The organism is Limnohabitans sp., assembly GCF_046052825.1.
Classification (GTDB): Bacteria; Pseudomonadota; Gammaproteobacteria; order Burkholderiales; family Burkholderiaceae_C; genus Limnohabitans.
In genome coordinates this window covers 1-23,636 of sequence record NZ_JAVLFP010000030.1, presented here as the reverse complement: position 1 = coordinate 23,636, position 23,636 = coordinate 1, and the positions used below count along the sequence as shown (strand labels likewise).

Sequence of the window (23,636 nt, the reverse complement as noted above, 5' to 3'; positions counted from 1 at the left end):
CACCACTTAAGATTGCACCCATGGATACCCTCATTTCTTCCCTCGACAGCGCCTTGCGCACGGTGTTTGCGCCACACCACGCACACCGGGAAAACCCCGGTCTGGCCCACGAGGACCACGCCCTGTCCGTGCCGCTGTCAGACACCGAAAAGCGCGAGGCTGCGGCTTTGATGCGCGTCAACCATGTGGGCGAGGTGTGCGCGCAAGCGCTGTACACAGCTCAAGCGCTGGCCACACGCGATCCTGCACTTCGCCAACACTTCATCACGGCCTGCGAAGAAGAAACCGACCACCTGGCTTGGACAGAAGAGCGTCTGCGCGAGTTAGGGGGCCGTACCAGCCTGCTCAACCCCCTGTGGTACGCCGGCGCCTTTGGCATTGGCCTGCTCGCGGGTAAGTTAGGGGGTGACCGCGTGAGTCTGGGCTTTGTGGTCGAAACCGAGCGTCAGGTGGAGGCCCATTTGCAGAGCCATCTTGAGAAATTACCCAGCCACGACCACGCCTCACGCGCCATCGTGGCGCAAATGAAAAACGATGAGGCACGTCACGCCAAAGAGGCCGAGTTGGCCGGCGCCACCCTGCTGCCAGCCCCCATGCAAAGTGCGATGCGTTGGATGGCCAAGGTGATGACCACCGTGGCACATCGGATTTAAGCCTCCACCACCTCAAAACTGGTGGTGATCTCCGCCGTCTTGCCCAGCATGATGCTGGCCGAGCAGTATTTATCGTGGCTCATGGCAATGGCACGCTCCACGGCCAAAGCGGGAATGGCTTTGCCCGTGACGGTGAAGTGCATGTTGATGTGGGTGAACACCTTGGGGTCTTGCTCTGCCCGAACGCTGGTGAGTTTGACGCTGCAACCGCGCACATCGTGGCGCCCGCGCTTCAGGATCAACACCACGTCGTAGGCGGTGCAGCCGCCGGTGCCCGCCAAGACGGTTTCCATGGGGCGCGGCGCCAAGTTTTGACCGCCGTTTTCGGGCTTGGCAGCGTCTGGGGCGCCGTCCATCACGATGGTGTGTCCACTGCCTGTTTCAGCCACAAAACCCATGCCGGAGCGGGTGCCGCTTTGCCCGGTCCAACTGACGGTGCATTCCATGTCTGTGTCTCCTTGAGGGGGTGTGCGTGTGTGAATGGCAACAATTGTCATTGAAAAAACATATGCGTTTGAAAATATGTTTACACTGTGGGCTTGTCTCCTCCACCCTCAAAAGTGGATTTACCCCCGAGTCGAAAGACTCGGGGTTTTTTTATGCCCGCTGCTGCGCCGCTTGCTGCAGACAGGCGTCGAGCACCTGCTGGCGCATGTCATTGCGACGTCGCAATTGCGAGCGCTTGCTCGAAGCCACTTCGCTTTCTGGGCGAGGCTCCCAGGTCAACGGCAGCGTCCAATGCTGAGGTGTCAACTGCTCTGGCGCGCCGAGCTCTTGCCACAAGGCGTCGTAGCTCATGCCCACGCGCTGAGACAAGCTGGTGTAGCCCGCATAGGCATGGCCCTGGTCACTCACGCCCACCAGGCCAGCCAAACCCCAACCTTGGGCCAAGCCTTGCAGCGCATTGAGCAGCACGCCGCTGGGGCGCGTGCGCTCCATCAACTGGGTGAAGTCTTTGACCAAGTCTTTGCCCTCTTGCGAGCCTTGCACATTGCCAACCACCAGCACATGCGCTGAGGAATGTCCGCCGACCAAAGCGTGGGGCAACACACTGAAGGCGGCACGCATGACGGCTTGGCCGTCGAGCTCTAAGTGCAGCTCAAGCTCACCCTCACGGCTGAGCACGCGCCCGGGGCGCAGCATCACACGCACCTGACGTTCTTTGAGGGTCAACTCGCACAAAACCAAGCCATTGCGGGCGTACCAATCGATGACACGTGCCGCGCTGACGGTGTGCGTCAACCAAGCGAAGTGGGCCACCTCTGCCGCCGCGCGGCCTGGTGCGTCCAACCCGGTCCACAGGTAGGCCCGGGTGCAACGCAACAGCAGCAGCGGGTCGGTATCCAGCAGCTGCACCAAGCCCAGAGCGTTGAGGTTTTCGTGCACCGCCTGGATGTGCACACGCTGCCACAGGTAGCGCAGATTGAACTTCAAGCGGCGCTTGAACGTTTGCAGCGATCCCCCGGCGCCATCGTCGGTTTGTTGGAATAAAGAGGCGGCGGTGGGTAGCACTGAACAGGGGTGTGTTGGTAAAGCTGTCAGTGTAGTGGCACAGGCATAAGAGACAATGGCTTCATGTCTACCCGTACCGCCAAAGCCCGCACCCTGACCCCTGCCGATTACCTGAAAAAAATCTTGACGGCACGCGTCTACGACGTGGCCCAAGAGTCGGCACTGGAAGTGGCCAAAAACCTGAGCCGTCGCCTGCACAACACCGTGCTCCTCAAGCGTGAAGACCAGCAACCGGTGTTCAGCTTCAAGCTGCGCGGCGCCTACAACAAGATGGCGCACCTCACGCCCGAGCAATTGAAAAAAGGCGTCATCTGCGCCTCGGCTGGCAACCACGCCCAAGGCGTGGCCCTGGGCGCCAACCGCTTGGGTGCCAAAGCCGTGATCGTGATGCCCGTGACCACCCCGGCCTTGAAGATCGAGGCTGTCAAAGCCTTGGGTGGTGAGGTGGTGTTGCACGGCGACAGCTACTCCGACGCGCACCAGCACGCACTCACGCTAGAGCGGAAAAACGGCATGACCTTTGTGCATCCGTTTGACGACCCCGACGTGATTGCAGGCCAAGGCACCATCGCCATGGAAATGCTGCGCCAGCACCAAGGTCCGCTGGACGCCGTGTTTGTGGCCATTGGCGGGGGCGGTTTGATTTCTGGCGTGGCCAACTACATCAAGGCGGTACGCCCAGAGATCAAAGTCATCGGCGTGCAAATGGACGACTCCTCCGCCATGATGCAGTCGGTGGCCAAAGGCCAACGCGTGACCCTCAGCGATGTGGGCTTGTTCTCCGACGGCACGGCGGTGAAGTTGGTGGGCGAAGAAACCTTCCGCATCTCACGCAAGCTGGTCGACAGCTACATCACCGTCGACACCGACGCGGTGTGTGCCGCCATCAAAGACGTGTTCGTCGACACCCGAAGCATCGTCGAGCCTGCGGGCGCGCTCGCCGTGGCCGCCATCAAACAGTACGTGGCCGAGCACAAAACCAAAGGCGAAACCTACGCGGCCATTTTGTGCGGTGCCAACATGAACTTCGACCGCCTGCGCTTTGTGGCCGAGCGCGCCGAAGTGGGCGAAGAGCGCGAAGCTTTGTTCGCCGTCACCATCCCCGAGCAGCCCGGCAGCCTGCGCCGCTTTTGCGAGCTGATTGGCAAATTGCCCAGCTTTGGCGGCGGCAAAACCCCACGCAACGTGACCGAATTCAATTACCGCATGAGCGACCAAGCCAAGGCGCATGTGTTTGTGGGCTTGACCACCGGCGTCAGGGGCGAAAGCAGCAAGATGGCTGCGCACTTCACCAAGCACGGCTTTGATGCCATTGACCTCACCCACGACGAGCTGGCCAAAGAGCACATCCGCCACATGGTGGGTGGCCACTCGGCACTGGCTCAAGAGGAGCGTTTGTTGCGGTTTGAGTTTCCGGAGCGTCCGGGCGCTTTGATGAAGTTTTTACTGGCCATGCGCCCGGGCTGGAACATCAGCCTGTTCCACTACCGCAACCAAGGGGCCGATTACGGCCGCATCTTGATGGGGCTGCAAGTCCCCAAGTCCGACACCCAGGCCTTTGCCAAGTTTTTGTTGGCCTTGGGCTACCCCTATGTGGAAGAAACCCACAACCCCGCCTACCGTTTGTTTTTGCAGCGTTAACGCCCTGGTCGCCAAGCGTCGGCGGCCTTATTTTTTGACCGGCAGTTCAAGGGTCAACGCTGCGGGGCTTTGCAGGCTGGCTCCCAAGTTTGCGCGTCGGCCTTGGGTCGACTGCAGCACCAAGCCTTCGGCCACCACCGCGCCCACCCGCACGGGTTTGGCGGGTTTGCCATCTACCGCAATCAATGCCGCACCCTGAGAAGGCCCACCGGTGAGCACCCCCACAAGTTGGAAGCGACTGGCCAAGCTCGGCGCGGCCACCTCAGCCACTGGCTGAGCACCCAAACTGCGTGCTGCGGCATCCAAATTGACGTCAGCGGCAACCGTGTGTGCCAGAGGGCTCAGAGCGTCTGTCACCGGGCTGACCGACCCACGCAAACCCCAGGCCACCGCAGAGAAAGCGGCCAGCGCCCACACCGCCCAAGAGGCGGTGCGCACCAACAAAAATGGGTAACGGGTCTGCAACATACGCGGATTATGATTCAGCGCATGAAGAATCTTCCGACAGCCAAGCGCCAGCGCGGCTTTACCCTGATTGAGTTGATGGTGGTGCTGGCCATACTGGGCGTGCTGGCAGCCCTGATCGTGCCCAATGTGCTGGACCGCGCCGACGACGCGCGCAGCACCGCAGCGCGCACCGACGTGAACAACCTCATGCAAGCCCTCAAGCTCTACCGCTTGGACAACCAGCGTTACCCCGCTGCTGAACAAGGCTTGCAAGCCTTGGTGGTCAAACCCAGCACGGGCCCCGCGCCACTGAACTGGAAGCCTTATGTGGACAAGTTGCCCAACGACCCCTGGGGCCGCCCCTACCAATACATGAACCCGGGCGTCAAAGGCGAGGTCGATGTGCTGTCCCTGGGTGCAGACGGTCAACCCGGCGGCGAAGGCAAAAACGCCGACATCGGCAGCTGGCAATAAGCCCCCCGCGCATGCAGCGCCAACGTGGCCTGACCCTGTTGGAGCTGCTGGTGGTGCTGGCCATCATCGGCTTGACTTTGGCTGGCGTGGCCCTGAGCTTGCGCAACAGCCCACAAACCCAGCTTGAGTTGGAGACCCAACGCCTGATCGCCCACCTCGAAGCAGCGCGCGCGCAGTCGCGCACCAGTGGCATGCCTTTGGTCTGGCGCAGCACACCCACCGGGTATGCCATTGACTCAGCCCAGCCCGCCAGCCGCGCTTCCAACCCAGCCCCCACCGAGCACCGCTGGCTCATCCCTGGCATGCAAGCAAGCCCCCCAGCGACGCAGGTGGTGTTGGGGCCCGAACCCATCATCGCGCCGGCCAGCATCACCTTGGTGGCGCCCCCCACAGCGGGCGCCAACGCCCAAACACGTCGCCTTGCCACCGATGGGCTGCGACCTTTTGAGGTGCAGCCATGACGCGCCAGCGGACATGCGTACGCGCGTTGCACCCTGCCAAAGGCTTCACCCTGATTGAAGTCTTGGTGGCGCTGGCCATCGTGGCCTTGGCCTTGATGACGGGCATGAAAGTCAGTGGCGCTTTGGTCTTCAACGCGCAACGACAAACCGGGGTGTTGCTGGCACAAATTTGCGCCGACAACGCCATTCACCAACTGCGTCTGTCCCAACAATTGCCCGGCGTGGGTGAGACCCGGGTGCCGTGCGTGCAAGCCGAGCGCAACTTAGAAGTGGCGCTGACGGTGCGCAGCACACCCAACCCCTCGTTTCGGCGTGTCGACGCCCAGGTCTTCGATGCCCAGACCCCCATCTTGCGCGTGGCCACCGTGCTGGGTCGCTATTAGGTCGCGATGAAAAACCAACGTGGCTTCACCTTGATCGAACTGCTGATCGCCATCACCGTGATGGCGGTGATGGCGGGCCTGAGCTGGCGTGGCCTGGATGGTCTGCTGCGCACGCGCGAAGCCACACAACAGCGGGTTGACCAAACCGCCGTGCTGCAAACCGTGCTGGCCCAATGGACGGCCGACCTCGACGCCATGCAAGCCGTACCTGGCCTCAGCGACGCTGGTTTGCTGTGGGACGGGCAAGTGCTGCGCATCACGCGGCGCAGCAGCGCTTGGCGAATGGATGGCAGCGACCCCGGCCTGTGGGTGGTGGCATGGACCCGCCAAGGCACCACCCACGGCCAATGGGTGCGCTGGCAATCGGCGGCACTGACCGAACGCAACGCCCTCAACCAAGCCTGGCAACAAGCCGCGCGCTGGGGACAAAACCCCAGCAGCGAGGACCTGGCCCGCCAAACCCTGTTGACGCCTCTGGACCGGTGGCAGCTGGTGTACTTTCGGGGCAACGCGTGGACCAACCCCTTGTCCAGCGCGGCCGTCGCGGCCAGCCCCGGCGAGCCAACCGCTGCGGCTGCGCCATCTACGGTCAACAGCACGCCAGACGCCATCCGCCTGCTGCTGGATCTGCCTGCCAGCACCGGCTTGGGTGGTCGGCTGACCCTCGACTGGGTGCGGCCCAACTTCAGCAACACCAAGTCATGACCCAGCGGCACCACCCTCACTCCCCGCAACGAGGCGCGGCCTTGCTGGCCGCCATGCTCACCGTGGCCTTGGTGGCCACCTTGGCAGCGGGCGCACTGTGGCAGCAGTGGCGCAGCACCGAAGTCGAAGGCGCAGAACGACAACGCGCACAAGCCCGTTGGTTGCTGGCAGGGGCCCTGGACTGGGCGCGCGTCATCTTGCGCGAGGACGCACGCGCCGACACCGCCACCGCCACCGACCATTTGGCAGAGCCCTGGGCCGTGCCCTTGCAAGAAGCGCGTTTGTCGAGCTTCTTGTCGGCGCTGCCAGACGGCAGCAGCAACAGCGACGACGACCAACTGGCTCAACAGGTTTTTTTGTCGGGCCAGATCAACGATTTACAAGCCCGGCTCAATGTCACCAACTTGCTGGAGAGTGACCGCATCAGCCCCGCTGCCTTGGCGAGCTTTGCGCGTTTGTTTGAAGCCTTGAACCTGCCGCCCGAGCAACTGCGCCTGCTGGCGCAAGGCCTGGAGAACGCACAGCGCAAAACCAACCCTGCCCAAACGATGCCCCAGCGGGTGAGTCAACTGGGCTGGTTGGGCGTTTCCAGCGACACCTTGAATCGGCTGACGCCCCACATCACGGTGCTGCCGGTGCCCACACCCGTCAACGTGAACACCGCCAGCGCCGAGGTCTTGTATGCCAGCGTGGGCGGCCTGAGCTTGGCCGATGCGCAGCGCTTGGTGGCTCTGCGCAGTCGGACGCACTGGAACAGCGTGGCTGACTTTCAGAAAGCTGCCGGTGGCAACGCAACGTCCGACAGCGACAGCACACGCAGCGTGAACACCCGATTTTTTGAGGTCTGGGGACGCCTGCGCATGGCCAACACCCTGGTGCAAGAACGCTCGGTGGTGCAGCGTGACCAAACCGAGGTCAAAGTGCTCTGGCGCGAGTCGGGTATGTGGGCGGGCCAACAGACCCCATCTCTACAATGATTGATCCATGCTGATCATCGCCCTTGACCACTCTCTGAACGCCGCTGCCTCTGAGGTCGCGTACGCGCTCTCGGACGGACACAGCGTGTTGCGCAGCGGCACGGGAGGACCCGCCACTTTGTCGCAGCACGCAGGTGAAGTGGTGGCCGTGGTGCCTCACAGCCGTTTGTCGTGGATGGCGGTGCAACTGCCACCTGGCAGCCACGGCGCGCGCTTGGATGCGGTGGTCCAAGGCCTGCTGGAAGAGCGGGTGCTGGACGACTTGGCCCAACTGCATTGGGTGCTTCCCAAGCAAGCCCAGGCCCTGACCAAAAGCGGGGGCCACACCGTGGTGGCCGTGTGCGACGCGCAGTGGCTGCGCCAAAGCCTGGCCCCGTTGCAAGCCGCCGGTTTGACCGTGCAGCGCTTGGTGCCTGAAATTTGCCCCAGTGACACCCCCACGCTGCACGTCACGGGTACGCCGGACCACGCGCTGTGCCTGCTCAGCCACGCCAGTGGCGTGTTGGCTTTGCCACCCAACACCGCCCAATGGCAGGCGTTTGGCCCACTGAGCGACCCTGAGCTACAGGTCTACGCCGAGCCCGCCATGGTGGCACACGTGCAACAGCAGTTCCAGCGCCAACCCGTGCTGCAAAGCGCGGCGCAACGCTGGCTGGCAGCCGCCAACCAGACCGAGTGGAACCTGGCCCAAGGCGAATGGGCACAAGGCCACGCCCAACGCCTGCAACGCTGGTTGCAAAGCAGCTGGCAAACCTTGCGCCACCACCCACAGTGGCGCCCCGTGCGCTGGGGTTTGGTGGTGCTGTTGGCGATACAACTGATCGGGCTCAACGCCTTGGCTTGGCGCGAACAACGCGCCCTGGCCCAACAGCTGGCGGCCTTGCCCAGCCTTTTGACTCGCACCTTCCCGCAGGTCACGCTGGTGGTGGATGCGCCACTGCAAATGCGGCGTGAACTCAACGCCTTGAAGCAAGCTTCGGGCAGCCCCGCCAGCAACGACTTTGAGCCCCTGCTGTCGGCTTTGGCCAGCGTGCTGCCGGCAGACCAAACACCCAGCCAACTGCACTTTGCAGACCGCGTCTTGCGCGTTCAAGGGCTGCGCCTGAACACTGAGCAAAGTCAACACGCCAGCCGTGCGCTGCAAGCCCTGGGTTTGGTCTTGCGCCAAGAGGGTGACGACACCTGGCTGCTCCAAGGCGAGGTCAACCCATGAGCACGCCGCGCACCTCTGGGCACAGCGCACGCGATGCGCTGCGCGCGCGTTGGCAAGCGCTCTCCAGCAGCGAACAGCGCAGCCTGTCCTGGTTGGGTGGGGTGCTGTGCGTAGCGCTGGTGTACAGCGTGGCTATTGCGCCCGCTTGGCGCACTTTGAAACACAGTCAAGCGCAACGCGAGCAACTCGGCCTCCAACTGGCTCAGATGCAAGCCTTGCAAGCCCAGGCCCAAGCCTTGCAACAACGCACGCCCATGTCCCGCGACGAAGCGCTGCGCACCCTGCAAAGCCTGAGCAACGCGGCTGGCTCTGGCCTGCAACTCACGGTGCAAGGCGAACGCGTGTCGGTGCAGGTCAAAGCCCTGCCCGCCTCGGCCTTGGCGCAATGGCTCCAAATGGTGCGCACGCAAGCGCAAAGCTTGCCTGTAGAGGCACACCTGAGCCAAGCCAGCTCCGCCAACCCTGGCGCGCCCGTCAGCTGGAACGGCACGCTGGTCCTGAGCTTGCCCCAACGCCCCAGCCCGGCCAGCAAAGCCCCTTGAGGTAGACCCCCTTGTCTTTGCTACGCCGTCCCAACCCTGCCCTGCGTTCAGCGCGCAGCACCACGGCAACGGCTCACGCCAAGCGCTGGGCCTGGCTTGGTGTGTTGACTGGGCTGGTGGTGGGCCTAATCACGCAAGCCCCAGCGCCTTGGCTGGCATACGGCGTGGCGCAACTCAGCCACCAACGTGTGTTGCTGAACAACGCACAAGGCACGGTATGGAACGGCTCGGCCCAATGGGTGCTCAGCCCTGGCTTGCGCAACGGGCAGCCTGAGGCCCAAGACACCCAAGCATTGCCAACGCCAGTGCGCTGGCAGTTGCAACCGCAATGGCGCGCTGGCGTGGCACTGGTGCTGGTGCTGAGCGCCGACTGCTGTACCCCTCAGCCCCTAGAACTTGCACTGTCGCCCCTGTGGGGCGGTGTGCGCGTTGACGTCAACGACCAACAGTCGCAATGGCCCGCCCAGTGGCTGGTCGGTTTGGGCGCTCCATGGAACACCATCCAGCCACAAGCCCAGTTGCAACTGCGCACCCAAGGTCTGCGCTGGCAAACCCAAGCCGGGCAAGAACAGCTGCAAGGCTTGGCCGAACTTCAAGTGCAACAACTGAGCACCCGCCTGTCCACCCTGCGCCCCTTGGGGAGCTACCGCCTACAACTGCGCGGCGGTGACACAATGGCCATGACACTCGACACCTTGGAGGGCAGCTTGCAGCTCCAAGGCAGCGGTCAGTGGGTGAACCACCGCTTGCGTTTTCAAGGCGAAGCATCTGCCGCACCCGAATTTGAAGCAGCCCTGTCTAATTTGCTGAACATCCTGGGGCAACGCCGGGGTCACAAATCCATCATGGAACTGAGTTAAGACCTATGTCGCAACCCCACACCCCAAAGCCCCCTCTTATGACGACCCATATGTCACCCCATATGTCACCCCATATGCCAACCCATATGTCACGCCTGATGTCAACCCGCAAGCCTCACAGCCCATGCCCACCCAGCGCTTGGCGATGGGCGCTCAGCCTGGCTTTGGGCTTGGGGCTGTTGCCAGCCCTAGGTGCCGGCTTGGCGCATGCCGCTGGCCCCGCAGCCAAAGCAGCTGCGGCACAACCCATCACGCTGAACTTTGTCAACGCCGACATCGAAAGCGTGGCCCGCACACTGGCCACCTTGTCCAACAAAAACCTGGTGGTTGACCCACGCGTCAAGGGCACGCTCAACCTCAGCACCGAGTTGCCCGTCTCGCCCGCCGAGGCCTGGACTCAGTTCTTGGCCGCGCTGCGCTTGCAAGGCTTTGCCGTGGTGGAGACCCAAGGCTTGTTCAAGGTGGTGCCCGAGGCCGATGCCAAGCTGCAAGGCGGCAGCGTGCAGCAAATTCCCAACCCCAGTGCAACGCAAGGCGCTTCTCAGGGCCCCTCTGGCGGCCAGGTGGTGACGCAAATTTTCAAGCTCAACTTTGAGCAAGCCAACAACCTGGTGCCGGTGCTGCGTCCGCTCATCAGCCCCAACAACACCATCAACGTCAATCCCGGCAACAACTCGCTGGTGATCACCGACTACGCCGACAACTTGCAACGCATGGCCCGCATCATTGCGGCCCTGGATGTGTCCAACGCCAGCGATGTGGAAGTGGTTTCCCTCAAACACGCCATCGCGGTGGACTTGGCGCCCTTGGTGACCCGGCTGATCGAACCCAGCAGCACCACCACCGCTGCAGCCACCACGGCCACACCCGGTCAAACCGGCAGCGACTACAAAACCACCTTGCTGGCCGAGCCGCGCAGCAACGCCTTGATCGTGCGCGCGGCCAACCCCGCCCGCTTGGCGCTGGTGCGTGCTTTGATCGACAAGCTCGACCAGCCCGGCACCAGCGCGCCCAGCGGCAACATCCATGTGGTGTATCTGAAAAACGCCGACGCCACCAAACTCGCAGCCACCTTGCGCGCAGCCGTCAGCGGCGGTTCGGCCCTGACCAGCACCAGCGCGCCCATCAGCTTGGCCAACACGCCCCCCATCGGCTCAGCGCCCACGGGCATGACCAGCAGCATCGGCAGCACCCTGGGCAGCAGCAACACCAGCGCGGCCACCACGGGCGGACAAATTCAGGCTGACACAGCCACCAACTCGCTGATCATCACTGCGCCCGAACCTCAGTACCGCCAATTGCGTGCCGTGATTGACATGCTGGACCAACGCCGCGCTCAGGTGATGGTCGAGAGCTTGATTGCCGAGGTCAACGCCAGCAAGGCCCAACAAATTGGCATCCAATGGCAATCGGCCTTGGGCTCCACGGGGGTGGCGGGCACCAGCTTTGGCAGCACCGGCAACATCACCTCTTTGTCGCAAGGCGGCACCGCTGCGGCGACGGCAGGCATTTCGAGCGGTTTGAACATTGGCACGGTGCGCAACATCAATGGCACCAATGTGCTCAGCAGCTTGGCGAACTTTTTGCAAACCAACACCGACGCCAACATCCTTTCAACACCCAATTTGCTCACGCTCGACAACGAAGAAGCCAAAATCGTGGTGGGGCAAAACGTGCCGTTTTTGACTGGGCAGTACACCAGCAGCAACACCGCCACGGGCGCGGTCAACCCCTTCCAAACCATCGAGCGCAAAGACGTGGGCTTGACCCTCAAGGTCAAACCCCAAATCAGCGAGACCGGCACCGTCAAGCTCACCATTTTTCAAGAGGTGTCGAGCATTGGCACCTCCACCACCTCGGGCTACATCACCAACAAACGCTCCATCGAGTCGAATGTGTTGGTGGAAGACGGCGCCATTGTGGTGTTGGGTGGCTTGCTGTCCGACGACTATGCGGGCAACAAAAGCCAAGTGCCCAGCCTGGGCGACATTCCGGGTTTGGGCTGGTTGTTCAAGAGCGAGACGCGCAGCCGCACCAAGTCCAACCTGATGGTGTTCTTGCGTCCGGTGGTGGTGCGTGACGCCAACGCCACCGAAGCCTTGAGCAACAACCGCTACCAACAAATGTTGGGCTTGCAGCAAAGCGCGCAGCCGCCGCAAAACGCCATCCTCGACACCGGCGGCGCCCCCCTCATGCCCGCCCTGCCCGGCACAGTGCCTGCGGCTCCCGGCATGGTGCCCGCCCCATCGGCGGCCCAGAAATAAGCCCCATGCGCCGACCGCTGCCCTACGCCTTTGCCCGCACCCACCAGCTGTTGCTGGAGGACGATGGCCGCACCCTCACCCTGTGGCACAGCGACGCGCCGGACCCCGGCGCCTGGAGCGAGGTGCTGCGCCGTCATGACGTACAAGCCTTTGAGTACACCGACAAAGCCAGCTTGGCCAAACGCCTGAGCGAAGCCTATGCCCAAGCCGACAGCAATGCCGCCGCCGTGGTGAGCGAGGTCGAGAGCGACACCGACCTCAGCCGCATGATGCAAGAGCTGCCTGCGGTGGAAGACCTGCTCGAAGCCGCTGACGACGCACCCATCATCCGCATGCTCAATGCGCTGCTCACCCAGGCCGCACGTGACGGCGCCAGCGACATCCACATCGAACCCTACGAACGCCACAGCAGCGTGCGCTTTCGGGTCGACGGCACGCTGCGTGAAGTGGTGCAACCCAACCGCGCCTTGCATGCGGCGCTGATTTCGCGCCTGAAAATCATGGCCGAGCTCGACATTGCCGAAAAGCGCTTGCCGCAAGATGGCCGCATCTCGCTGCGCTTGGGTCAACGCGCCATCGATGTGCGCGTGTCCACCCTGCCGAGTGCGCATGGCGAACGCGCCGTGTTGCGTTTGCTCGACAAATCAGAAAGCCGCCTGACGCTGCAAGCCGTCGGCATGGAGGGCGAGACCCTGCGCCGCTTTGAACACTTGGTGCAGCAACCCCACGGCATCATCTTGGTCACCGGCCCCACGGGCTCGGGCAAAACCACCACCTTGTATGCCGCGCTCCAGGGGCTGGATGCCACCCGCAACAACATCATGACGGTGGAAGACCCGATCGAGTACGAACTCGCCGGCGTGGGCCAAACCCAGGTCAACCCCAAAATTGATTTGGACTTTGCCAAAGCCCTGCGCGCCATCTTGCGACAAGACCCCGACATCATCATGATTGGCGAAATCCGCGACTACGAGACCGCGCAAATCGCCATCCAGGCCTCCCTCACCGGCCACTTGGTGCTGGCCACCTTGCACACCAACGACGCGGCCAGCGCCGTGACCCGCCTGACCGACATGGGCGTGGAGCCCTTCTTGCTCAGCTCGTCGCTGTTGGGCGTGTTGGCCCAGCGCTTGGTGCGCAAGCGCTGCACCCACTGCGCGCCCAAACCTGGGCAGGGCTATGGCGTGGTCGGGTGCGACGCCTGCGGCCAAAGCGGCTACCAAGGCCGTACCGGTATTTTTGAATTGCTCACCACCAACGACGACATCCGCGCCCTGATTCACCAACAAAGCAGCGAAGCCCAACTGCGCGACGCCGCTTTGCGCGCGGGCATGACGCTGATGCGCGATGACGGCGAGCGGCTGGTGCAAGCAGGCATCACCAGCGCCGAAGAGTTGGTGCGCGTGACGCGCGATTGAAGCCCCACGCCATGCCTGCCTACACCTTCGAAGCCCTCGACGCCCAAGGCCAAACCCGCAGGGGCGTGTTGGAGGCCGACACGGCCCGCGCGGCGCGCAGCCAGTTGCGGGCGCAAAGCTTGGTGCCGCTCAAGGTAGACGCCATGCAGCGGCACAACCAAGGGCTCAACACGGTCATTTGGGAATCGCGCATCTTCAGTGGCTCTGCCCTGGCGGTGTGGACACGCCAGTTGGCGGGTTTGGTGGGAGCGGGCTTGCCGCTCGAACGCGCGCTCAGCGCTTTGGCCGAAGAGGCAGACACCCCGCGCCAGCGCGACTTGGTGTCTGCCCTGCGCAGTGAGGTCAACGCCGGCGCACCGTTTGCCAAAGCCTTGGGGCAGCACCCACGGGAGTTTTCAAACATCTACATTGCCGTCATCGGCGCGGGTGAGCAAAGTGGGCATTTGGGCGGCGTGCTCGAACGCTTGGCCGAAGACTTACAAGCCCAGCAAAAGCTGCGCGGCAAGCTGTTGGCTGCGGGCCTTTACCCGGCCATCGTGAGCTTGGTGGCCTTGGTGATTGTGTTGTTCTTGCTGGCTTATGTGGTGCCCCAAGTGGCCCAGGTGTTCACCAGCAGCCAACGCACTTTGCCTGTGTTGACCCGTGCCATGCTGGCCTTGAGTGAAGCCGTGCAAAGCTATTGGCTCGTGGGTGTGCTGTCGTTGTGCGCGCTAGGAGTGGGGGCGCGGCTTGGCCTCAAGCAAGCCGCCCTGCGCTTGCGCTTTGACGCCGCTTGGCTCAAGCTGCCCCTGGTGGGCCGCTTGGCCCGTGGCTACAACGCGGCCCGCTTTGCCAGCACGCTGGCCATGTTGGCCACGGCGGGCGTACCGATTTTGAAAGCCTTGCAAGCCGCCGCAGACACCCTGTCCAACGCCGCCCTGCGCCAGGACGCGCAAGACGCGCTGGTGTTGGTGCGCGAGGGTGCGCCCTTGGCCACGGCCTTGGCGCAGCACCCACGTTTTCCGAGGTTGTTGGTCATGTTCTCGCGCTTGGGCGAACAAACCGGCACCCTGCCCGCCATGCTGCAAAGTGCAGCCAACCAGCTCAGTGCCGAAGTACAACGCCGCGCCCTGCAACTGGCCACAGTGCTCGAACCCTTGCTGATCGTGCTCATGGGCGGCATGGTGATGCTCATTGTGTTGTCGGTGATGTTGCCGATCATTCAACTGAACAACCTGATCAGATAATTGGGTTCTGACCCCAATTCACTGACCCCAATTCACCCAACGGATGGAAAAACCATGAGCGTTTCTTTGGATGGCAAGTTGGTGGTGGCGATCTCATCGCGCGCGCTGTTTGACTTTGAGCAAGAGAACCTGGTGTTCGAACAAGGCGATGACCGCGCCTACATGCAGCTGCAGCTCGACCGCTTGGAAACCCCAGCCAAACCTGGCGTGGCATTCTCTTTGGTGCAAAAAATGTTGGCGTTCAACGACGACAGCGCACAGCGGGTCGAGGTGGTGATCTTGTCGCGCAACGACCCGGTCAGTGGCATGCGGGTGTTTCGCTCGGCGCAGCATTACGGTTTGACCATTCAGCGCGGCAGCTTCACACGCGGCCAGTCACCTTGGCGGTATCTGCGCCCGCTCAACGCCAACTTGTTTTTGTCGACCCACCTCTCCGACGTGCGCTCTGCCCTGGGTGCTGGCGTGCCGGCTGCACAGGTCTACCCGCATTCGGCCCATGCCTCACAAGCCCACCCGCACGAAGTGCGCATTGCCTTTGACGGCGACGCGGTGCTGTTCAGCGACGAGGCCGAGCGCGTGTACCAAGCCGAAGGCTTGAGCGCTTTTCAGCAGCACGAAAAAGACAAAGCCACCCTGCCCTTGTCGGCCGGCCCTTTCAAGCCCCTGCTGGCCGCGCTGCAGGTGTTGCAGCAAGCGGGCACGCCACAGATGCGCATTCGCACCGCGCTCGTCACGGCACGCAGCGCACCGGCGCACGAGCGCGCCATTCGCACGCTGATGAACTGGAACATCGAGGTGGACGAGGCCATGTTTTTGGGTGGCTTAGAAAAGGGTGAGTTCTTGCGTGAGTTTGAGCCCGACTTTTTCTTTGATGACCAAACCGGGCACATCGAGTCCGCCGCCCGCCACGTGCCTGCAGGCCATGTCGCCAGTGGTGTGCGCAACCCCGCTGATTGATCCTGATGAGTCAACGCCCATGAACGCCGCTCAATCCGTCAGCCACAGCGTGGTGAACCACTGGCAGCAAAGCCGCTTGCAACTGCGCCGTGTGTGGGCGCTGTCTCTGCCCTATTTTGTGCAGTCTGAGGACAAGTGGCGCGCACGCGGGTTGCTGGCCGCGTGCGTGGGTCTGAACCTGGGCATGGTCTACCTGATGGTGCTGCTCAATGACTGGAACCGCGTGTTCTACGACGCCTTGCAAGAGCGCAACGCCGAGGTGTTTTGGCACCAACTGGGCGTGTTTGCAGGGCTGGCCACCTGTTTCATTTTGGTGGCGGTGTACCGCTTTTATTTGACGCAATTGTTGGAGCTGCGTTGGCGCGCTTGGATGACAAGCGACTACTTGGCGCGCTGGCTCACGCACCACACGTTTTACCAACTGGAGTTGCAGTCGCGCATCGGCTCTGGCAGCGGTTCAAGCGCCACCCAAGCGGCAGGAACCGACAACCCCGACCAGCGCATTCAAGAGGACGTGCAGCAGTTCACCGCCGACACGGTGGGCTTGAGCCTCGGGCTGCTCGACGCCACGGTGACCTTGCTGAGCTTTGTGGGCATCTTGTGGGGCTTGTCGGGTGGGTTCAGCTTTGAGCTCGGCGGCCAAGCCGTCACCATCCCGGGCTTCATGGTCTGGATGGCCTTGGCCTATGCCTTGGCGGGCAGCTTGATTGGGCACTGGATTGGCAAGTCCATGGCCTCGCTCAACTTTGCACAACAACGATACGAAGCCGATTTTCGACACCACCTGATGCGCGTGCGCGAGTACAGCGAAGCCATTGCCTTGGACCGAGGCGCAGCAGTCGAGCAAGCCGCGTTGCAAACGCGCTTTGGCCAGGTGCTGGACAACTTCATGCGCTTGCTGCGGGTGCAAAAGCGCTACACCTGGTTCAACTCGGGCTACGGCCAAGCGGCGGTGGTGTTTCCCATGCTGGTGGCGTCGTCGCGTTACTTCAGTGGTGCCATTCAGTTGGGGGAGTTGATGCAAATCTCCTCCGCCTTTGGGCAAGTGCAAGAGTCGCTGAGCTGGTTCATCAGCAACTACAGCCGCTTGGCTTCGTGGCAAGCCACCACCTTGCGGCTGACGAGTTTTCAAGACCAGATGGCGGCCGTGTCCATGACCACAGGCCCTGCAACCCCTCACGCCGGCTTGAATGTGCTCAACACCGCGCCTTTGACGGTGTGCTTGCCCCATGGCGAGGTGCTGCTGGCCGACACCCGCTTGCACGTCGGCGTGGGCGACAGCGTGTTGATTCGCGGACCCTCGGGCTGCGGTAAGTCCACGCTGATGCGGGTGCTGGCGGGCATCTGGCCTTATGCGTCGGTGGCCGCATCCACCAGCGAGGCCGTCTCAAGCACTGCGCCACATGCTGCCATGGCGACTGGCAGTCCAAGGCAAAGCTCGGTCCCGCTCATTGCCTTGCCCGAAGGCAGCATGTTCATGCCACAACGCCCGTATTTTCCAGAAGGCAGCTTGCGCCAAGCCCTGGCCTACCCGGATGCGCCAGATCGCCACAGCGATGACGCGTTGCGCCAAGCCCTGAGCGATGCGCTCTTGCCCGAGCTGATGACGCAACTCGACACCGAGAGCCGCTGGACGCAACAACTCTCCGGTGGCGAACAACAACGCTTGGCTATGGCTCGGGTGCTGCTCAAACGCCCACGCTGGGTATTTGCCGACGAGGCCACCAGCGCACTCGACGAAGCGGCTGAAACCGTGCTGTACCAACAGCTGCTGGCCTTGGTGCGCGCGCAAGGTGGCGCCTTGGTGTCCATCGCCCACCGCCCCGGTGTGGCTGCGTTTCACCAAACCCAGTGGGTGTTCACGCCAGCGCCTGAAGGCAGCGCACAGAAGTTTGTGCTTGAGGTGAAGTAGGCGTGGGGCTCATGCCCTGCCCTGCCCTGCTCAGGCCTGCCAGCGTGCCCAGCCGTTCACAGCTCTTGTGTCAACCATGCAGGTATGTCGCGGCTCATGTGCAAGACGCGCCAAACGTCAATGACATCCGCCGACTCTATGTAGAACACAAGATAGGGGTAGCGATTCAGTGACCATGAGCGCAGACCCGGCAAGTCTAAACGGTGGGAGTATTGAGGCGAACCCGTCGCCGGATGCCTAGAAATATGCGTGTAAGCAAGCTCTAGGGCCTTGATGAAACCCAAAGCAGCGACGTCTGCCTGCTCTTTGAGGTAATGGTCGATCGCATGCTCAACGTCTTCGTTCGCCTTTGCACGTGGAACGACTGGTTTGAACTTCACTTGAGGTGTGTCGTTCGTTTAACTCGCTGATGCAGACGCTCAAAATAAGCAGCATCAGCAGGCTCAGCAGATTCGGAATGTGCGCCCACCAGCAACATAGATCGCAACTGCTGGCGGTCTTGGTCTTTGCGTATCAAGTCTCGAACATATTCACCGCTGCTGCCATAGCCTCGCTGACCGACCTGGTCATCGACAAAAGATTTCAAAGTGTCTGGCAGTGAAATATTCATGGTGCTCATGCGCCTATCTTAAACACACAGAAAGACAGGGCACAGAAGTTTGTGCTTGAGATGGTGTAAGTCCCGGGCGAATGCTCTGCCCAGCTCAAGCCCGCCAGCGTGCCCAGCCCTTGGCACGCAAATCACACGCGGGGCAGGTGCCGCAGCCGTAGCCCCAGTCGTGGCGGTGGGTGCGGTCCCCCAGGTAGCAGGTGTGCGATTGTTCGACGATGAGTTGCACCAAGGCGTCTCCCCCTCCCGCCTGCGCCCGTTCACCCAAGTCGTGCGCGAGTTGCCAGGTCTGGGCTTTGTCGATCCACATCAACGGGGTCTCGATCAGCAAGCGACGGTCCATGCCCAGCGACAACGCAATTTGCATGGCCTTCATGGTGTCGTCGCGGCAATCGGGGTAGCCTGAAAAATCCGTCTCGCACACGCCGGTGACGATCACGTCCAAATCGCGCCGATAGGCCAGCGCTGCCGCCAAGGTCAAAAACAACAAATTGCGACCCGGCACAAAGGTGTTGGGCAAGCCCGAGGCTTCCATCTTGAAGGTCATGTCGCGGGTGAGCGAAGTCTCGCTCACTTGCCCCAGCACCGCGAGGTCCAGCAAATGGTCTTCGCCCAATTTGTGGGCCCATTGGGGAAAGGTGGCTTTGAGCTGCTGCAACACATTCAAGCGTGCCGCCAGCTCCACGTGGTGGCGTTGGCGGTAATCAAAAGCCAAGGTTTCCACGCGCTCGTACTGTGACAGCGCATGGGCCAAACAGGTGGTGGAGTCTTGCCCGCCCGAAAACAAAACCAAAGCGTTGCGGTGAATGGGAAGGTGTGGCGTGAACGTCATGGTGCAGTGCGCGTGGGCGGCTTCTTGGGTTGCCATTTGAAAAACATAGGGTATTGGCGTTGCACCAAAGGGCTCTCAAAACCCCAAGACAAACAACCGCCCAGGTGTGCGGGCGGTACATCGGCTTGGGTCTGCTTGAAACTTGCACTCACCGTTTGAAAAGCCGCTGTGGCCATGTTGAACAACAGCTCGCGCAAATGCGTGCAGCCCTTGGCTTTGCCCAAGTGCTCGTCAATGGCACGTCGCCACCCTGAGCGCATGCTGTGGCCCACCATGTTTTGCATGGGTGCTTGCGCGCTGGGGCACTCGCCGTGCGGCACGCCGTCCATGGCCACCACCAGGTCGCGCACCACCAACTGGTCGTCCACGGTGACCCGGATGTGCATGTTGTGGATGGGCTCGTCGGGGGCCCAAGTGCGCTCACCGGGAATGTCAAACGCGTGCGGTTTGGTGTCACACAAATGGCCTTCAATGTCCCACAGGCCATCGGCACGGCGAAAGCCTTGGTAACTCACTTGGCGGGTGTGTGCCAGGGTGCGGGGTTGGGAAACAGGTAATGGCACGTGGGCACTTTCAAATTCAATGGCTGTCAGGGGTGTGACGGGTCAGACGGTCCACATAAGCAATGGCCAAAGCACTGAGCAAAAAGGTGATGTGGATCACGGTTTGCCACAGCAACACTTTTTCGTCGTAGTTGGCCGCGTTGATGAAGCTCTTGAGCAAGTGGATGGACGAGATGCCAATGATGGCCGTGCCCAGTTTGACCTTCAGCACCGAGGCATTCACATGGCTCAGCCACTCGGGTTCATCGGGGTGGTCTTCGAGGTACATGCGCGACACAAAGGTGTCGTAGCCACCCACGATGACCATCACCAACAGGTTGGAGATCATCACCACATCGATCAACCCCAACACCACCAACATGATGATCGACTCGTTCAAATGGGTGATGGCAACGTCCGACTTGTAGCCAATCGCGTTGACCAAGGACGTGATGGCTGTTTGGCTGCCAAACGAGGCCTCCACCAAATGCACCAACTCCACCCAGAAGTGAAAGACGAACACGGCTTGCGCCGCAATCAGCCCGAGATAGAGTGGCAGCTGAATCCAGCGGCTGGCAAAAATCAAGCGTGGCAGTTGTTTCATGGATGGGCTTTCGCAACAGGGGGCAACTGAAATTTTGCCTGAGGGCACTAAACTCCTTGGCATGTTGATCCAAATTTTCTCACTCTTGTTGCAAGTCGCTGTGGGCTTGGTGGCGGGCACTTGTTTGCTGCGCACCTACATGCACCTCATGCGCATCCCGCTGTCTTTGCGATCGGGCAACCCGCTGGCACCGTTTGTGTTTGCCCTCACCAACTGGCTGGTGCTGCCATTGCGCCGCAGCGTGCCGGCCATCGGCCGCTTAGACACGGCCAGCTTGCTGGCAGCCTATGCCGTGGTGCTGGCCAAGTCGGTGTTGCTGGGTCTGGTGATCGGTCACATTCCGTATTGGGTCGACCTGTTGGCCCTGTCGGGCTTGGAGCTGCTCAAGCTCTCGCTGTCGAGCTTGGTATGGCTGGTGCTGGTCTATGCCGTGTTGTCTTGGGTGCGCGCTGGCTCGGATGTGGGCTATGCGGTGGGCCAGTTGGTCGAACCCCTGTTGCAGCCCTTGCGCCGGGTGGTGCCCCAAGTGGGCGGGGTGGACTTGTCGCCCTTGGCCTTGCTGGTGGTATTGCAAGTGTTGGAGATTGTGTTGCACAACCTCAGCATCTAGACAAAGCCAGTGAGGCTCGACACGTCAAGCGCGCAAGAGTTCTCGCCCAATGATGAGTTGCTGAATTTGGGTGGTGCCTTCGTACAGGCGCAGCAAGCGCACATCGCGGTAGAAACGCTCCACCGGGTATTCGTTGATATAGCCCGCTCCGCCATGCACTTGCACACCCCGGTCGGCCACGCGGCCCACCATTTCGGTACAAAACAATTTCGCACATGACACGCGCATCGACACCTCAGGGTCAGACACATGCGCGGGTTTGCCATCAAAGCGCTGCGCCACGTCTTGCACCAAGGCCCAACCCGCCAGTAACTCGGCCTGGCTGTCGGCCAACATGGCTTGGATGAGCTGAAACTCACCGATGGCTTTGCCAAACTGTTTGCGATTGCGGGCGTAAGCAGTGGCTTCTTCAAGGATGCGCTGCGCCATGCCGCAAGACACGGCGGAGATGTGCAAGCGGCCCCGGTCGAGCACCTTCATGGCTGTTTTGAAACCCTGACCCGGCACGCCACCAATGATGTTGGCGGCTGGCACACGCACGTTGTCCAAAATCACATCGCAAGTTTTGGTGCCGCGTTGTCCCATCTTTTTGTCTGGCTTTCCCAGCGAGATGCCAGCCAAGTCTGCGGGCACGATGAACGACGACACACCAGCGGCACCTGGTCCACCCGTGCGTGCCATCAGCGTGAATGCCCCAGCTCGCGGGGCGTTGGTGATGTAACGCTTGGTGCCATTGAGCACATAGTGGTCACCGTCCAAGTCAGCGCGGGTTTTGAGCGAGGCCGCGTCCGAGCCCGCATCGGGCTCAGTGAGCGCAAACGACATGATGAGCTCGCCACTGGCCACGCGCGGCAAATAGTCGCGCTTTTGTTCGGGCGTGCCGTCCATCAAGATGCCTTGCGAGCCAATGCCCACGTTGGTGCCAAACACCGAGCGAAAGGCCAAGGCAGTGCGCCCGATCTCGTAGGCCACTTGCACCTCTTGGCTCATGGACAAGCCAATGCCACCAAACTCTTCAGGAATCGACAGGCCAAACAGGCCCATGGCCTTCATGTCTTCGACGATGTCAGCAGGCACCTCGTCGTGCTCTTCGAGGTGGTTTTCTGCCGGCACCAAACGCTCACGGATGAAGCGCTGCAGCGTGGGCAACAAAAGATCGAAGGATTCGGTGTCGAGGGCCATGGGTGTTGTCCTGAGCAGGGTCGGTCAATCGACCGTGATTTTTTGTTCGCGAATCAACGTCGACAAAACCTTGCCTTCGTTGGCCAGCAAGGTTTTGAACTCGGCGGTGTCCAAGGCGGTGGCTTCGGCACCCAAGTCGCCGTAGCGCGATTTGACCGAGGGAATGGCCAAGGCTTTGGCCAGGTCGCGGGTGACGCGGGCAATCACGTCGGGTGGTGTGCCGTTGGGCGACCACATGCCAAACCAAATGTCGAGGTTGGCACCTTTGAAGCCTTGCTCACCCACCGTGGGCACATCGGGGAAGAAGGGCGAACGTTTCTCGCTCACCACCCCCAAGAGCTTGACCTTGCCGGTGCGGATGTGCGGAAAGGCAATGCCGGGGTCGCACACAAAGTCGGCTTGGCCCGACAGCACGTCTTGCAAAGCGGGAGCCGCGCCACGGTAGGGAATGTGCACGATGTCTGTGCCAGTGGCTTGCTTGAACAACTCACACGCCAGGTGCGGAGGGGTGCCAGCGCCGGACGAGGCGTAGGACAGCTTGCCGGGTTGCGCCTTGGCCATGGCCACCAACTCGTGCACGTCTTTGGCGGCAAGTTGGGGCTTGGTGACCAAGTACATCTGGGTTTTGCCAATGCCGGCCACGGGCGTCAGGTCACGCGAGGGCAGCAAGGTGGATTTGAACAACGAGGGGTTGGCCGTTTCCACCGAGGTGGGGGCAATCAAAAACGTGTAGCCATCGGGCGCAGCGCGGGCCACTTCAGCCGCTGCAATGTTGCCGCTGGCGCCGGGCTTGTTGTCGATGACCACGGTTTGACCCAGGGTGTCGGTGAGGTTTTGCGCCATCAAGCGCGCCAGCACATCGGTGGTGCCGCCGGGTGCAAAGCCCACCACGATGCGGATGGGTTTGGTGGGCCAGGCTTGGGCGTGGCTGGCCAGGGCGGTGCCCAGGCCCAGCGCAGCCACAGCGGCCACGGTGAGCGCACGGCGCAGGGTGTTGGGGGTGTTTGTCATGGGGTTGTCTCCGTTGTAAAAATTCAAAAGCACAGGGTGAAAGGCACAGGGGAACAGGGTCGGCGCAAGGGTTGCGGTTGGCTTGGATGGCTCAAGCCAGCGAGGCACGCAAGTCCTCGCGCAGCTTGAATTTCTGAATCTTTCCCGATGGGGTGGACGGCATGCTCTCGCGCACCTCCAGGCGTTCGGGGATGTACTGCACGGCGATTTTTTGTTCTTTGAGGTAGGCCACGAGTTGTGGCAAATCGATGCTTTGGCCGGGCTTGGGCACCACCACCGCACAGGCCCGTTCGCCCAAGCGTTCGTCGGGGTAGGCCACGATGGCGGCCATGGCAATGGCGGGGTGGCGATAAAGCAAGGCCTCGATCTCGACCACCGGGATGTTCTCGCCACCGCGGATGATCACGTCTTTGCTGCGCCCGGTGATGCGCACATAGCCTTGGGCATCCAAGCGGGCCAAGTCGCCGGTGTCAAACCAGCCGTCGGCATCGGTGCCGTTCCACTGCGGGCGCTTGAGGTAGCCGCCAAAGTTGGAGCAGGCACGCACCAGCAATTTGCCGGGCTGACCCGCAGGCAAGGCCTGGCCTGCGTCATCCACCA

At 61.9% G+C, this 23,636-nt stretch carries 27 protein-coding genes; 16 read left to right on the top strand and 11 right to left on the bottom strand.

Features of this window, described 5'->3' with window-relative positions:
* Window positions 1-20 precede the first annotated feature (20 nt).
* Window positions 21-653 carry a 2-polyprenyl-3-methyl-6-methoxy-1,4-benzoquinone monooxygenase gene (gene coq7, locus ACKWJN_RS04860; protein ID WP_408595034.1) on the top strand — a complete coding sequence of 211 codons (633 nt, stop codon included), beginning with the start codon at window positions 21-23 and terminating at the stop codon, window positions 651-653.
* Here the strand turns inward: coq7 and ACKWJN_RS04855 are convergent.
* Both ACKWJN_RS04855 and ACKWJN_RS04850 read right to left on the bottom strand, forming a co-directional pair.
* Entirely contained in the window at window positions 650-1,099 is a 450-nt protein-coding gene (locus ACKWJN_RS04855) for an OsmC family protein (protein ID WP_408595032.1), read from the bottom strand. The two genes, coq7 and ACKWJN_RS04855, sit on opposite strands and share 4 nt — an antisense overlap.
* A 151-nt stretch (window positions 1,100-1,250) precedes the next feature.
* Window positions 1,251-2,165 (bottom strand): DUF535 family protein, encoded by a 915-nt coding sequence (locus ACKWJN_RS04850; protein WP_408595030.1) that lies wholly within the window; start codon window positions 2,163-2,165, stop codon window positions 1,251-1,253.
* Window positions 2,166-2,228: 63 nt separating this feature from the next.
* On the opposite strand from ACKWJN_RS04850, the gene ilvA reads away from it, so the two are divergent.
* Window positions 2,229-3,806 carry a threonine ammonia-lyase, biosynthetic gene (gene ilvA / locus ACKWJN_RS04845; RefSeq protein ID WP_408595028.1) on the top strand — a complete coding sequence of 526 codons (1,578 nt, stop codon included), beginning with the start codon at window positions 2,229-2,231 and terminating at the stop codon, window positions 3,804-3,806.
* Window positions 3,807-3,833: 27 nt separating this feature from the next.
* On the opposite strand, the gene ACKWJN_RS04840 is transcribed toward ilvA, so the two are convergent.
* Window positions 3,834-4,274 carry a type II secretion system protein N gene (locus ACKWJN_RS04840; protein ID WP_408595026.1) on the bottom strand — a complete coding sequence of 147 codons (441 nt, stop codon included), beginning with the start codon at window positions 4,272-4,274 and terminating at the stop codon, window positions 3,834-3,836.
* A gap of 21 nt (window positions 4,275-4,295) precedes the next feature.
* On the opposite strand from ACKWJN_RS04840, the gene gspG reads away from it, so the two are divergent.
* The 13 genes from gspG to ACKWJN_RS04775 all read left to right on the top strand — a co-directional run bounded on the left by gspG (window position 4,296) and on the right by ACKWJN_RS04775 (window position 17,645).
* Window positions 4,296-4,727, top strand: coding sequence for a type II secretion system major pseudopilin GspG (gene gspG, locus ACKWJN_RS04835; RefSeq protein WP_408595024.1), 432 nt, complete (start codon window positions 4,296-4,298; stop codon window positions 4,725-4,727).
* 11 nt (window positions 4,728-4,738) lie between these two features.
* Window positions 4,739-5,188: a prepilin-type N-terminal cleavage/methylation domain-containing protein gene (locus ACKWJN_RS04830; protein ID WP_408595022.1), complete on the top strand. Its 450-nt coding sequence runs from the start codon at window positions 4,739-4,741 to the stop codon at window positions 5,186-5,188.
* On the top strand, window positions 5,185-5,571 hold the full coding sequence (gene gspI, locus ACKWJN_RS04825) for a type II secretion system minor pseudopilin GspI (protein ID WP_408595020.1): 387 nt from the start codon (window positions 5,185-5,187) through the stop codon (window positions 5,569-5,571). Before ACKWJN_RS04830 ends, gspI begins: the two co-directional genes overlap by 4 nt.
* Window positions 5,572-5,577: 6 nt before the next feature.
* A complete protein-coding gene (locus ACKWJN_RS04820; protein ID WP_408595018.1) occupies window positions 5,578-6,276 on the top strand; it encodes a type II secretion system protein J in 699 nt (232 codons plus the stop codon).
* Window positions 6,273-7,253, top strand: a complete 981-nt coding sequence (gene gspK / locus ACKWJN_RS04815) for a type II secretion system minor pseudopilin GspK (protein ID WP_408595016.1) — start codon at window positions 6,273-6,275, stop codon at window positions 7,251-7,253. Before ACKWJN_RS04820 ends, gspK begins: the two co-directional genes overlap by 4 nt.
* A 7-nt stretch (window positions 7,254-7,260) precedes the next feature.
* Window positions 7,261-8,466, top strand: coding sequence for a type II secretion system protein GspL (gspL, locus tag ACKWJN_RS04810; protein WP_408595014.1), 1,206 nt, complete (start codon window positions 7,261-7,263; stop codon window positions 8,464-8,466).
* Entirely contained in the window at window positions 8,463-9,008 is a 546-nt protein-coding gene (gene gspM / locus ACKWJN_RS04805; protein WP_408595012.1) for a type II secretion system protein GspM, read from the top strand. Before gspL ends, gspM begins: the two co-directional genes overlap by 4 nt.
* Before the next feature lie 11 nt (window positions 9,009-9,019).
* Window positions 9,020-9,868 (top strand): type II secretion system protein N, encoded by an 849-nt coding sequence (gene gspN, locus ACKWJN_RS04800; protein ID WP_408595010.1) that lies wholly within the window; start codon window positions 9,020-9,022, stop codon window positions 9,866-9,868.
* 98 nt (window positions 9,869-9,966) lie between these two features.
* On the top strand, window positions 9,967-12,132 hold the full coding sequence (gene gspD / locus ACKWJN_RS04795; protein WP_408595008.1) for a type II secretion system secretin GspD: 2,166 nt from the start codon (window positions 9,967-9,969) through the stop codon (window positions 12,130-12,132).
* Window positions 12,133-12,137: 5 nt separating this feature from the next.
* Window positions 12,138-13,550 (top strand): type II secretion system ATPase GspE, encoded by a 1,413-nt coding sequence (gspE, locus tag ACKWJN_RS04790; protein ID WP_408595005.1) that lies wholly within the window; start codon window positions 12,138-12,140, stop codon window positions 13,548-13,550.
* Between the two features lie 11 nt (window positions 13,551-13,561).
* Window positions 13,562-14,776: a type II secretion system inner membrane protein GspF gene (gene gspF, locus ACKWJN_RS04785; RefSeq protein ID WP_408595003.1), complete on the top strand. Its 1,215-nt coding sequence runs from the start codon at window positions 13,562-13,564 to the stop codon at window positions 14,774-14,776.
* A gap of 54 nt (window positions 14,777-14,830) precedes the next feature.
* Window positions 14,831-15,733: a 5'-nucleotidase gene (locus tag ACKWJN_RS04780; RefSeq protein ID WP_408595001.1), complete on the top strand. Its 903-nt coding sequence runs from the start codon at window positions 14,831-14,833 to the stop codon at window positions 15,731-15,733.
* A gap of 19 nt (window positions 15,734-15,752) precedes the next feature.
* Window positions 15,753-17,645 carry an ABC transporter ATP-binding protein/permease gene (locus ACKWJN_RS04775; protein ID WP_408594999.1) on the top strand — a complete coding sequence of 631 codons (1,893 nt, stop codon included), beginning with the start codon at window positions 15,753-15,755 and terminating at the stop codon, window positions 17,643-17,645.
* A 56-nt stretch (window positions 17,646-17,701) separates the two neighbouring features.
* Here ACKWJN_RS04775 and ACKWJN_RS04770 read toward each other — a convergent pair whose 3' ends face one another.
* The 5 genes from ACKWJN_RS04770 to ACKWJN_RS04750 form a co-directional block, all read right to left on the bottom strand.
* Window positions 17,702-18,025, bottom strand: a complete 324-nt coding sequence (locus ACKWJN_RS04770; RefSeq protein ID WP_408594997.1) for a type II toxin-antitoxin system RelE/ParE family toxin — start codon at window positions 18,023-18,025, stop codon at window positions 17,702-17,704.
* The gene (locus ACKWJN_RS04765) at window positions 18,022-18,264 is read right to left on the bottom strand and encodes a type II toxin-antitoxin system ParD family antitoxin (protein ID WP_408594995.1); all 243 of its coding nucleotides are present in this window, start codon (window positions 18,262-18,264) and stop codon (window positions 18,022-18,024) included. Before ACKWJN_RS04765 ends, ACKWJN_RS04770 begins: the two co-directional genes overlap by 4 nt.
* Window positions 18,265-18,349: 85 nt before the next feature.
* Window positions 18,350-19,063, bottom strand: a complete 714-nt coding sequence (gene queC, locus ACKWJN_RS04760) for a 7-cyano-7-deazaguanine synthase QueC (RefSeq protein ID WP_408595072.1) — start codon at window positions 19,061-19,063, stop codon at window positions 18,350-18,352.
* A gap of 20 nt (window positions 19,064-19,083) precedes the next feature.
* A complete protein-coding gene (locus ACKWJN_RS04755; RefSeq protein WP_408594993.1) occupies window positions 19,084-19,650 on the bottom strand; it encodes a DUF2889 domain-containing protein in 567 nt (188 codons plus the stop codon).
* 16 nt (window positions 19,651-19,666) lie between these two features.
* Complete coding sequence (locus ACKWJN_RS04750) at window positions 19,667-20,233, bottom strand: TIGR00645 family protein (protein WP_408594991.1); 567 nt, start codon at window positions 20,231-20,233, stop codon at window positions 19,667-19,669.
* A gap of 61 nt (window positions 20,234-20,294) precedes the next feature.
* Here ACKWJN_RS04750 and ACKWJN_RS04745 point away from each other — a divergent pair, with 61 nt between their 5' ends.
* A complete protein-coding gene (locus ACKWJN_RS04745) occupies window positions 20,295-20,843 on the top strand; it encodes a YggT family protein (protein ID WP_408594989.1) in 549 nt (182 codons plus the stop codon).
* A gap of 24 nt (window positions 20,844-20,867) precedes the next feature.
* Here ACKWJN_RS04745 and ACKWJN_RS04740 read toward each other — a convergent pair whose 3' ends face one another.
* The 3 genes from ACKWJN_RS04740 to ACKWJN_RS04730 all read right to left on the bottom strand — a co-directional run.
* Window positions 20,868-22,025, bottom strand: coding sequence for an acyl-CoA dehydrogenase family protein (locus tag ACKWJN_RS04740; protein ID WP_408594987.1), 1,158 nt, complete (start codon window positions 22,023-22,025; stop codon window positions 20,868-20,870).
* A gap of 24 nt (window positions 22,026-22,049) precedes the next feature.
* Complete coding sequence (locus ACKWJN_RS04735) at window positions 22,050-23,036, bottom strand: Bug family tripartite tricarboxylate transporter substrate binding protein (RefSeq protein ID WP_408594985.1); 987 nt, start codon at window positions 23,034-23,036, stop codon at window positions 22,050-22,052.
* Between the two features lie 91 nt (window positions 23,037-23,127).
* A partial coding sequence (locus ACKWJN_RS04730) for an AMP-binding enzyme (protein WP_408594983.1) occupies window positions 23,128-23,636 on the bottom strand: 509 nt, incomplete at its 5' end.

Excerpts from the sequence above, each read along its gene's own strand:
- coq7 (WP_408595034.1), top strand. The coding sequence starts at position 21 with ATGGATACCCTCATTTCTTCCCTCGACAGCGCCTTGCGCACGGTGTTT.
- ACKWJN_RS04855 (WP_408595032.1), bottom strand. The coding sequence starts at position 1,099 with ATGGAATGCACCGTCAGTTGGACCGGGCAAAGCGGCACCCGCTCCGGC.
- ilvA (WP_408595028.1), top strand. The coding sequence starts at position 2,229 with ATGTCTACCCGTACCGCCAAAGCCCGCACCCTGACCCCTGCCGATTAC.
- ACKWJN_RS04840 (WP_408595026.1), bottom strand. The coding sequence starts at position 4,274 with ATGTTGCAGACCCGTTACCCATTTTTGTTGGTGCGCACCGCCTCTTGG.
- gspG (WP_408595024.1), top strand. The coding sequence starts at position 4,296 with ATGAAGAATCTTCCGACAGCCAAGCGCCAGCGCGGCTTTACCCTGATT.
- ACKWJN_RS04830 (WP_408595022.1), top strand. The coding sequence starts at position 4,739 with ATGCAGCGCCAACGTGGCCTGACCCTGTTGGAGCTGCTGGTGGTGCTG.
- gspI (WP_408595020.1), top strand. The coding sequence starts at position 5,185 with ATGACGCGCCAGCGGACATGCGTACGCGCGTTGCACCCTGCCAAAGGC.
- ACKWJN_RS04820 (WP_408595018.1), top strand. The coding sequence starts at position 5,578 with ATGAAAAACCAACGTGGCTTCACCTTGATCGAACTGCTGATCGCCATC.
- gspK (WP_408595016.1), top strand. The coding sequence starts at position 6,273 with ATGACCCAGCGGCACCACCCTCACTCCCCGCAACGAGGCGCGGCCTTG.
- gspL (WP_408595014.1), top strand. The coding sequence starts at position 7,261 with ATGCTGATCATCGCCCTTGACCACTCTCTGAACGCCGCTGCCTCTGAG.
- gspM (WP_408595012.1), top strand. The coding sequence starts at position 8,463 with ATGAGCACGCCGCGCACCTCTGGGCACAGCGCACGCGATGCGCTGCGC.
- gspD (WP_408595008.1), top strand. The coding sequence starts at position 9,967 with ATGTCAACCCGCAAGCCTCACAGCCCATGCCCACCCAGCGCTTGGCGA.
- gspE (WP_408595005.1), top strand. The coding sequence starts at position 12,138 with ATGCGCCGACCGCTGCCCTACGCCTTTGCCCGCACCCACCAGCTGTTG.
- gspF (WP_408595003.1), top strand. The coding sequence starts at position 13,562 with ATGCCTGCCTACACCTTCGAAGCCCTCGACGCCCAAGGCCAAACCCGC.
- ACKWJN_RS04780 (WP_408595001.1), top strand. The coding sequence starts at position 14,831 with ATGAGCGTTTCTTTGGATGGCAAGTTGGTGGTGGCGATCTCATCGCGC.
- ACKWJN_RS04775 (WP_408594999.1), top strand. The coding sequence starts at position 15,753 with ATGAACGCCGCTCAATCCGTCAGCCACAGCGTGGTGAACCACTGGCAG.
- ACKWJN_RS04765 (WP_408594995.1), bottom strand. The coding sequence starts at position 18,264 with ATGAGCACCATGAATATTTCACTGCCAGACACTTTGAAATCTTTTGTC.
- ACKWJN_RS04750 (WP_408594991.1), bottom strand. The coding sequence starts at position 20,233 with ATGAAACAACTGCCACGCTTGATTTTTGCCAGCCGCTGGATTCAGCTG.
- ACKWJN_RS04745 (WP_408594989.1), top strand. The coding sequence starts at position 20,295 with ATGTTGATCCAAATTTTCTCACTCTTGTTGCAAGTCGCTGTGGGCTTG.
- ACKWJN_RS04740 (WP_408594987.1), bottom strand. The coding sequence starts at position 22,025 with ATGGCCCTCGACACCGAATCCTTCGATCTTTTGTTGCCCACGCTGCAG.
- ACKWJN_RS04735 (WP_408594985.1), bottom strand. The coding sequence starts at position 23,036 with ATGACAAACACCCCCAACACCCTGCGCCGTGCGCTCACCGTGGCCGCT.